This window comes from Streptomyces rectiviolaceus (assembly GCF_039533825.1).
Classification (GTDB): domain Bacteria; phylum Actinomycetota; class Actinomycetes; order Streptomycetales; family Streptomycetaceae; genus Streptomyces; species Streptomyces rectiviolaceus.
In genome coordinates this window covers 1-7,193 of record NZ_BAAAUG010000231.1, presented here as the reverse complement: position 1 = coordinate 7,193, position 7,193 = coordinate 1, and the positions used below count along the sequence as shown (strand labels likewise).

The window sequence follows — 7,193 nt, the reverse complement described above, 5'->3', positions numbered from 1 at the left end:
CCCAGCGGTGCGGCGGCCGGTGGCCCGCCCGCCGCACGCGCCCTCAAGCCCTCGGCGTACCGCCTCCAGCCCATGGCGGGCTACGGCCCGCCGCACGCCGCGCGCGCCCTGCCCCGCGTCCGCAACAAGCCCATCCTGCGGATGGACGGAGAGGGTCGCACCATGGTGCTGACCTTCGACGACGGACCCGACCCCCGCTATACGCCGGGCATCCTGCGCACCCTGCGCCGGTACGACGTCCGCGCGATGTTCTTCGTCTGCGGCGAGATGGCCGTGGACAACAAGGACCTGCTGCGCGAGATGGCCGACGACGGGCATCTGATCGGCAACCACACCTGGACGCACCCGCTGCTTCCGAAGATGACCCGGAGCGCGATGCGCGAGGAGATCGAGCGCACCTGCGAGGTCGTGGAGGACGCCGTGGGCGAACCACCCGCCTGGTTCCGCGCCCCCTACGGGGCCTGGAACCGCAACGCCTTCCAGCTGGGCGCCGATCTGGGTATGGAGCCGCTCGCCTGGACCGTCGACACCCTGGACTGGACCGAGCCGGGCACCGGCACGATCATCCGGCGGGTACGGGCGGGAGCGGCACCCGGAGTCGTCGTGCTCTCGCACGACGCGGGCGGCGACCGCTCCCAGAGCGTCGAGGCCCTGCGGACGTACCTCCCCGAACTGATCGATTCGGGTTACCGCATCACCGTGCCGAGCCGCCACGGAATCTAGCCGGAATCCAGGACGGCATTTCGCCCGCCCGGTGCCGTGTTCCGACGACGCGTTCGCCGTCAGCGCACGTCCACCAGGCGGGCGAAAGCCACGACGTTTCCGTCGTATCCGGACTGCTTGGAGAATCCACCACCACAGGTGATGACGCGGAGTTCCGGAGCTCCCTTGTCGCTGTAGACGCGACTTCCCGGGAAATCGTTCTTCTCGAAGACTTCGATCCCGTAGATCTCGAAGACCGCCGTCCTGCGGTCCCTGCGCAGGATCTCGACGCGGTTTCCCTTCTTCAGCGAGCCAAGGCCGTAGAAGACGGCGGGCCCCTGCTGGTTGTCCACATGGCCGACGATCACGGACGTGCCCTTCTCGCCCGGCGAGACGGCCCCGGTGAACCAGCCTGCGAGGTTCGGGTCCTGTGGCGGCGGCGCGTCCACCCAGCCCTCCGCGTCGAGCCCGACCGGCATGACCGGCGCGTCCACCCGGATTCCCTTGATCCCCACGCGCTCGGCGGGGGAGAACGTCAGCGGCACGATGCCCTGCCCCGCCGCGTCGGGTGCCTGGTCCGCCGCCGCGGCCGACGCCGGCTGGGGCGGACCCATGTCGAATTCCCCTGAGCCATTCCGGATCAGCGCGAGGCCGGTCAGCAGAACAAGCGCCATCACGCCCCACGGCGCGCGCTTCCTCTGCTGTTCCTCCTCATCGGCCGGCTGGGACGAAGGCATTCTCTGATCCCCTCTCAACGCGGCGTTCGAACCGCGTCCGTTGCGCGTACAAGAACGCTAAGCGCGGCGCGCGCGACGGGCGACAGAGCGGGAGCGAACGGGTGGCGCCCATACCGGGCGTGCGCCATCCGAGTCGCGGGCGGCAGGAAATTTCTGACGGTCCGTGACCTGCGGCAATATCGGCTTGTACGTTCGCGCTTCGGCGTGTCGCCTCACCAGGACGGCCGATCGTCGAAATGCGGGCCCGCGCACGGCATCTGAGGGTCTGTTTGGGAGGCGCTCTCGCCGATCGACCGGGGACGGTTACCCCGGGGCGTCTTCCGCGGAGGATTCACATGCGTACCTCTCGTATGCGCACCACTCGTGCCCTCGCGGTCGCAGTCACCGCGGGTGCCGTCGTGGGCCTCGCCGCCCCGACGGCGTCGGCCTGGGCCGATCCGTCCAACATCGTCGCCATGCCGAGCGTGATCCCCAGAGGGGGACAGCTGACGGTCACGGTCGACGGCAAGTCCTGCCAGGCCATCGGAAGCAAGGTCACGTCGGACGCCTTCCCCGACACGAACCTGAAGCACATGGGCGGCGGCACGGCCAGCGCGAACCCCATGGTCTACCACCACGCGAGCCCCGGAGCCCACAGCATCACCGTCCACTGCGGCGGCAAGACGCTCACCAAGCCGGACGCGTTCACCGTCATCCACGGTGGTGTCCGCGGTGGTCTCGGCGGCAGCAGCAGCGCCGGGGCGACCAGCACCGACATGGCGATCGGCGGGGTGCTTGTGGCTGCCGCCGTGGTCGGTGGCGGGGTGTTCTGGATGCGCCGCCGCTCGGAGAACGCGGGGCGCGGCATCTGACCGTGCGCCCGATAGTGGCGCGCCCGTCGTCACTCGCACGCCCGTCACTCGCACGTCGGGCAGGTGTACGTCGGGCACTCACCCGTCGGGTGTGAGCTGTTCCGCCTTCCTGACCGGCGCGTCCCCCTTCCGCGCCGGTCACGCGGCGGTCCGTGTCCACCCGCATGCCACCGCCCGGCCGCCCGCGATGCTCTGCGGGCGACCGGGCGGCGGTGTGTGCGGCGCCGTGCGCGGCGCCGTGCGGCGGGCGGGTCAGGAGTTGCCGTCCCCGGTGCGGCGACGCGTCCAGTAGTACGCGGTGCCGAGGGTGCCCACGATCAGGGCGCCGCCGAGAGCGATCTCGTGCAGGTCGAGCCCGCCGAGGCTGCCGCCGACGCCGGCCCGGACTCCGTGGCGGACCGGGGCGGTGGGGTGATGGGTGGGGTGATGGGTGGGGCGGCCCGTGGCGATGGTGAGGTCCGTCGTCCCCTTCTCGCCCTTGCAGTCGAAGGTCACCTCGTACATCGCGCCGGGTTTGGAGTCCTCGAAGACCGTCGCGGTGGTCGACTGTTGCCCCTTGGGGATCCGGGCGTCGTTGAAGACGCCGGAGGTGACCGTCGTATCCCCTTCGCAGCCGTCCACGCTGAGGGTGACCTGGCCGCCCGCGGCGATCGTGGAGGGGGTGACGCGGAAGCCGAACGAGGTGATGTTGTTGTTCGTGTCGTTCTCGTCCGCGACGGCCGCGGAAGCGGTGGGGGCGGTGAGGGTCAGGGCGGTGGCGGCGAACAGAGCGGCCGAGGCGAGGCGTATCGCGCGCATGATGATTCCTCCGGGTCCCCGAGGAGCAGCCGCGGACCTTCTTCCGCTTTCACCTGAAATGCACCTCGATGCCGGAAACGCTAGGCAGGGACCCGTGCGGCCGCGATCTCAGTCGCGCGAACGGGGCAATGGTGTGCGCCGGACAGGGGAACGGGGCGGGGTGTCGTGGGGTGGGTGACGGGGGTTCAGGGGGTGGAGCGTGTAGAGGGGCGGGGTGAGCGGGGACGGGGCCGCGAGAGGGCCACAGGCCCGCCCGGAATGGGAGGGGGCGCAGGTCCTGCCCTTCCGCCGTGTCTGCGTCAGCCGGTGGGCGTGGCAGGGCTGCCTGCCGCGTCGTTCCGGGTCGCTCGCCGACGTCGCCCGGCGGGTGCCGCTGTCGCTTCGGTGTGCTGTCGGTCGTCGTTGGTGTCGGGGATCCCGGGCGTTCCGGGGTTTGTCTGATGCGGGATCGCGCGGGCTGCACGGTGATCGGCTCGATGGCTGCGAGGGCCCCGTCGGCCGTGCGGCCGTGGCCGGGGTCCGCCGTGTCTGCGTCAGCCGGTGGGTGCGGCAGGGCTGCTTGCCGCGTCGTTCCGGGGTCGCTCGCCAATATCGCTCGGCGCGCCGCTGTCGCTTCGGTGCGCTGTCGGTCGTCGTTGGCGTCGGGCCCCCGTGCGTGTCGGGGTTTGTCTGATGCGGGGGCGCGGGCTGCACGGTGATCGGCTCGATGGCTGCGAAGGCCCCGTCGGCCTGCGGCCATGGGGCTGGGGCCCGTCGTGTCTGCTTCAGCTGGTGGGCGTGGCAGGGCTGCCTGCCGCGTCGTTCCGGGTCGCTCGTCATCATTGCCCGGCGCGCCGCTGTCGTATCGGTGCGCTGTCGGTCGTTGTCGGCCGTCGGGGCCCGCGCGGTCCGGGGTTTGTCTGATGCGGATCGCGCGGGCCGCACGGTGATCGGCTCGATGGCTGCGAGGGCCCCGTCGGCCGGTGGGCGTGGCCGCACGGCCGATCGTGTCTGCGTCAGCCGGTGGGCGTGGCAGGGCTGCCTGCCGCGTCGTTCCGGGGTCGCTCGCCAACATCGCCCGGCGCGCCGCTGTCGCTTCGGTGCGCTGTCGGTCGTTGTCGGCCGTCGGGGCCCGCGCGGTCCGGGGTTTGTCTGATGCGGGATCGCGGGCCGCGCGGTGATCGGCTCGATGGCTGTGAAGGCCCCGGCGGCCATGGCCGGGGTCCATCCCATGCTCGCGGACGCGTCCAACTCATCCTCTTGGCCCGGGAATCCGGCCCGGCGGCAGCGGCTGCGGGGGGACTTGTGTCGAGGAGAGGCTCAGGAACCCCTCGCCCACACATGCGCCCCGCTGCCGCGCCACTCCACGAGGTGGGGGTCGTCGAGGGCCATGTCGGCGTCGCCGAGGCCCGCGCGGCGCAGGAACTCCACCAGGTCACGGTCGTCGCGCGCGACGCCGACGGCCTGCCCGCGCACGGTGACCCGCCGTCCGCCGTCGGGGGAGGGCGGGTGGACGATGATGGGTGTCTGCCAGGTCATGCCACCAGAGTGCGCCGCGCGGAGCCCCCGCGCAGCACGGTTTACGGACCCGTGTGCGAAGCCGGTGCTCAGGAGCCGGGGTAGCCGCTGCGCCGGTACCCCTCCCACAGGCGCCCGCCGGACGGCGCGAGCACCTCGTCGACGAGCGCGACGAGCCCGGCGTCCCTGCCCTCCAGCGCCTCCCGCACCAAGCCCTCCAGCTCCCCGGAGAACCCCGGCCACACCTCGTCCACGCGGCGGGCAGTCCATTTGCCGCCGCCCAGCCACGACCCCGTACGCAGCAGGACGAACTCGGCGGCCCGCCCGGCGATCTCGGTGACGATGAACAACCGTTCGCCGGCCGTCGAGCACCCGGCGAGGTCGTCGAGAAGGTCGGTCAGGACGTATCGCTGGTTCTCGATCTCGGCCGGGGCCGCCTCGGGAGGCCCAGCCGTCAACAACTGCCGCGCCTCGTCCCGGAGTCGGGTGCCTGTCCCGTCCCGGTCCACGAGGACCACCCCATGGGCACACATCGACAGCAGCGACGACTTCCGCTGAGGGATCTCCCGCTCGACGAACCACCGCCAACTGGCCCCGGTGTGCACGAACAGCTCCACCGGCCACGTGCCGAACCGCAGACTGCTCCGCGAGGGCTCCCGCTCGTCGGCGAACATCACCACGATGTCCAGATCCGAATACGGCGTACGCCGTGAGGTCACCACGCTCCCGCAGAGAAGCGCTGCCACGGCGTCGGGGTACCACGCCTCCACCAACTCCCGGGCGACCCGTGTGGGTTCCATGATGTCCACGGCTCCACTGTGCCGCAGTGCGACGTGGCGTACATGTGAACCCCCGGCGGGGCGCGGGTCGGGCGGCCCGTCCTGCCGGGTGGGCACCATAGGCTGGGCTCGATGATTGAGACCGTCGTGTTCGACGTGGGGGAGACCCTCACCAAAGATGACCGCTACTGGGCGTCCTGGGCCGATTGGCTCGGCGTGCCCCGTCACACCGTCTCCGCGCTCGTGGGAGGTGTCGTCACGCGGGGCCGCGACAACACCGAAGCGCTGCGGCTGCTGAGCCCGGACATAGATGTCGCCGCCGCCTATCACGCCCGCGAGGTCGCGGGGCGCGGTGAGCACCTGGCCGAGACCGACCTCTACCCCGATGTGCGCCCCGCTCTCGGCGGGCTGCGCAAGCAGGGGGTGCGCGTCGTCATCGCCGGGAACCAGACGTCTCGCGTGGGCGAGCTGCTGCGTGACCTGGATCTGCCCGCCGATCTCGTCGTCACCTCGGGCGATTGGGGTGTGGCGAAGCCGGATCCGTCGTTCTTTGCCAGGGTGATCGAGGCGGCTCAGGCCGCGCCGGAGCGGACGCTGTACGTCGGCGACCATCCCGCGAACGACATCTACCCGGCGAAGGCGGCCGGGTTGAGGGCGGCGCACATCCGACGGGGCCCCTGGGGGTACTGGTGGGCCGACGACCCGACCGTCGTCGATGCCGCGGACTGGCGGATCGACTCCCTCACCCAGGTCGCCACGATCATCGCTGAGTGAGCATCAGGAAGGCGGCCCCGCAGCGCTGTTGAGGGTGCAGTGGGGCCGCCTTTCCTTCACCCTCCCAGGTTGTCGAACAGGGAGCGGAACGGCTCCGGAGTGGCCGCGATGCCCCGGCTGTAGGGGGCGTCGAAGTCCCAGATGAGGAAGAGCAGGAAGGCGATCAAGGCCGAGAACAGCCCCGCGAGGATGAGTTCGCGCGGGGTGCGGCGGATCTGCAGGGCGAAGATCATGCCGACGGTGACGAGGCCGCCGGTGATCAGACCGAACCAGACGACGCCCGGCATGGTGGCCCCGGCGCTGTCGCCACGGGAGTTGCGGGCGTCGGCGGCGGCCGCGACCGCGTCGACGAGCGGCTGGTAGGTCTGGGCCTCGAAGTCGGACTTGGGCTGGTAGTCGGTGACGTCGTGGCGTACGCGCGCCAGGAGTTGGGCGCCGCGGTCGGTGAGTTCGCCGCGCTCGGCCATGGTGTCCCACTCGGTGGTGACGACATGGCTGACATACGTGTGCACGTCCGTGCGGATGCGCTCGCGGACGTCGGTCGGGTACACCCGCGCCCGCTCGGACACCTCGTGCAACGCCTGGGCCTCGGCGTGCACATGGTCCTGGGCGACGCTGCGGGCCTCCCACACACCGGCGATGGCCAGGCCGAGGACGATGGCGTACACCACGCCGATCATCATCGTCATGTACTCGATGACGTCCGGGGTCTCCGAAGCGTCGTAATCCGGACTCGTCCTGCGGTGCCGCAGGACGGTGACGATCAGGACGACGCCGCACGCGGCGGCCATCGCGAGGGTGAGAACAAGCCATTCCGACATGGGACCTCCGGCGGTCAGCGCGGTCGCAGCGCGGCGACGGCGAGCACCGCGGGCGCGGTGACGAGCAGGGTGAGCGAGACCAGGGACGGGCCGCCGCGGGGCGGCGTCTTGCGTGGCGCGGTGCGGTATGAGGGGTAACTCACCGGCGACGGCGTGACCTTGGCGCTGGGAGTCGGCTTCGGGCTCGGGCTCGGAGGCGGTGGTGGGGGCGGCGCGGGCCTGGCGGGGGCCGGG

8 protein-coding genes and 1 pseudogene are annotated in these 7,193 nt (G+C 71.4%); 3 read left to right on the top strand and 6 right to left on the bottom strand.

Features of this window, described 5'->3' with window-relative positions; genetic code table 11:
* A partial coding sequence (locus ABD378_RS42955) for a polysaccharide deacetylase family protein (RefSeq protein WP_344530778.1) occupies nt 1-723 on the top strand: 723 nt, incomplete at its 5' end.
* A gap of 59 nt (nt 724-782) precedes the next feature.
* On the opposite strand, the gene ABD378_RS42950 is transcribed toward ABD378_RS42955, so the two are convergent.
* Nucleotides 783-1,439 carry a class F sortase gene (locus ABD378_RS42950; protein ID WP_344530776.1) on the bottom strand — a complete coding sequence of 219 codons (657 nt, stop codon included), beginning with the start codon at nt 1,437-1,439 and terminating at the stop codon, nt 783-785.
* 350 nt (nt 1,440-1,789) lie between these two features.
* On the opposite strand from ABD378_RS42950, the gene ABD378_RS42945 reads away from it, so the two are divergent.
* The gene (locus tag ABD378_RS42945; RefSeq protein ID WP_344530780.1) at nt 1,790-2,290 is read left to right on the top strand and encodes a hypothetical protein; all 501 of its coding nucleotides are present in this window, start codon (nt 1,790-1,792) and stop codon (nt 2,288-2,290) included.
* A 252-nt stretch (nt 2,291-2,542) separates the two neighbouring features.
* On the opposite strand, the gene ABD378_RS42940 is transcribed toward ABD378_RS42945, so the two are convergent.
* The 3 genes from ABD378_RS42940 to ABD378_RS42930 all read right to left on the bottom strand — a co-directional run bounded on the left by ABD378_RS42940 (nt 2,543) and on the right by ABD378_RS42930 (nt 5,385).
* Nucleotides 2,543-3,088 carry a hypothetical protein gene (locus ABD378_RS42940; protein WP_344530774.1) on the bottom strand — a complete coding sequence of 182 codons (546 nt, stop codon included), beginning with the start codon at nt 3,086-3,088 and terminating at the stop codon, nt 2,543-2,545.
* A gap of 1,299 nt (nt 3,089-4,387) precedes the next feature.
* On the bottom strand, nt 4,388-4,606 hold the full coding sequence (locus ABD378_RS42935) for a hypothetical protein (RefSeq protein ID WP_344530772.1): 219 nt from the start codon (nt 4,604-4,606) through the stop codon (nt 4,388-4,390).
* Nucleotides 4,607-4,674: 68 nt separating this feature from the next.
* Nucleotides 4,675-5,385 carry a nucleotidyltransferase domain-containing protein gene (locus tag ABD378_RS42930; protein WP_344530770.1) on the bottom strand — a complete coding sequence of 237 codons (711 nt, stop codon included), beginning with the start codon at nt 5,383-5,385 and terminating at the stop codon, nt 4,675-4,677.
* Nucleotides 5,386-5,496: 111 nt separating this feature from the next.
* Here ABD378_RS42930 and ABD378_RS42925 point away from each other — a divergent pair, with 111 nt between their 5' ends.
* The gene (locus ABD378_RS42925) at nt 5,497-6,138 is read left to right on the top strand and encodes an HAD family hydrolase (protein WP_344530768.1); all 642 of its coding nucleotides are present in this window, start codon (nt 5,497-5,499) and stop codon (nt 6,136-6,138) included.
* Between the two features lie 56 nt (nt 6,139-6,194).
* On the opposite strand, the gene ABD378_RS42920 is transcribed toward ABD378_RS42925, so the two are convergent.
* A complete protein-coding gene (locus tag ABD378_RS42920) occupies nt 6,195-6,959 on the bottom strand; it encodes a bestrophin-like domain (RefSeq protein WP_344530766.1) in 765 nt (254 codons plus the stop codon).
* 14 nt (nt 6,960-6,973) lie between these two features.
* Nucleotides 6,974-7,193: pseudogene (locus tag ABD378_RS42915) on the bottom strand (hypothetical protein); the annotation flags it as partial.

Bases quoted from the DNA above. Each gene is read 5' to 3' on its own strand.
- ABD378_RS42950 (WP_344530776.1), bottom strand. From the start codon at position 1,439: ATGCCTTCGTCCCAGCCGGCCGATGAGGAGGAACAGCAGAGGAAGCGC.
- ABD378_RS42945 (WP_344530780.1), top strand. From the start codon at position 1,790: ATGCGCACCACTCGTGCCCTCGCGGTCGCAGTCACCGCGGGTGCCGTC.
- ABD378_RS42940 (WP_344530774.1), bottom strand. From the start codon at position 3,088: ATGCGCGCGATACGCCTCGCCTCGGCCGCTCTGTTCGCCGCCACCGCC.
- ABD378_RS42935 (WP_344530772.1), bottom strand. From the start codon at position 4,606: ATGACCTGGCAGACACCCATCATCGTCCACCCGCCCTCCCCCGACGGC.
- ABD378_RS42930 (WP_344530770.1), bottom strand. From the start codon at position 5,385: ATGGAACCCACACGGGTCGCCCGGGAGTTGGTGGAGGCGTGGTACCCC.
- ABD378_RS42925 (WP_344530768.1), top strand. From the start codon at position 5,497: ATGATTGAGACCGTCGTGTTCGACGTGGGGGAGACCCTCACCAAAGAT.
- ABD378_RS42920 (WP_344530766.1), bottom strand. From the start codon at position 6,959: ATGTCGGAATGGCTTGTTCTCACCCTCGCGATGGCCGCCGCGTGCGGC.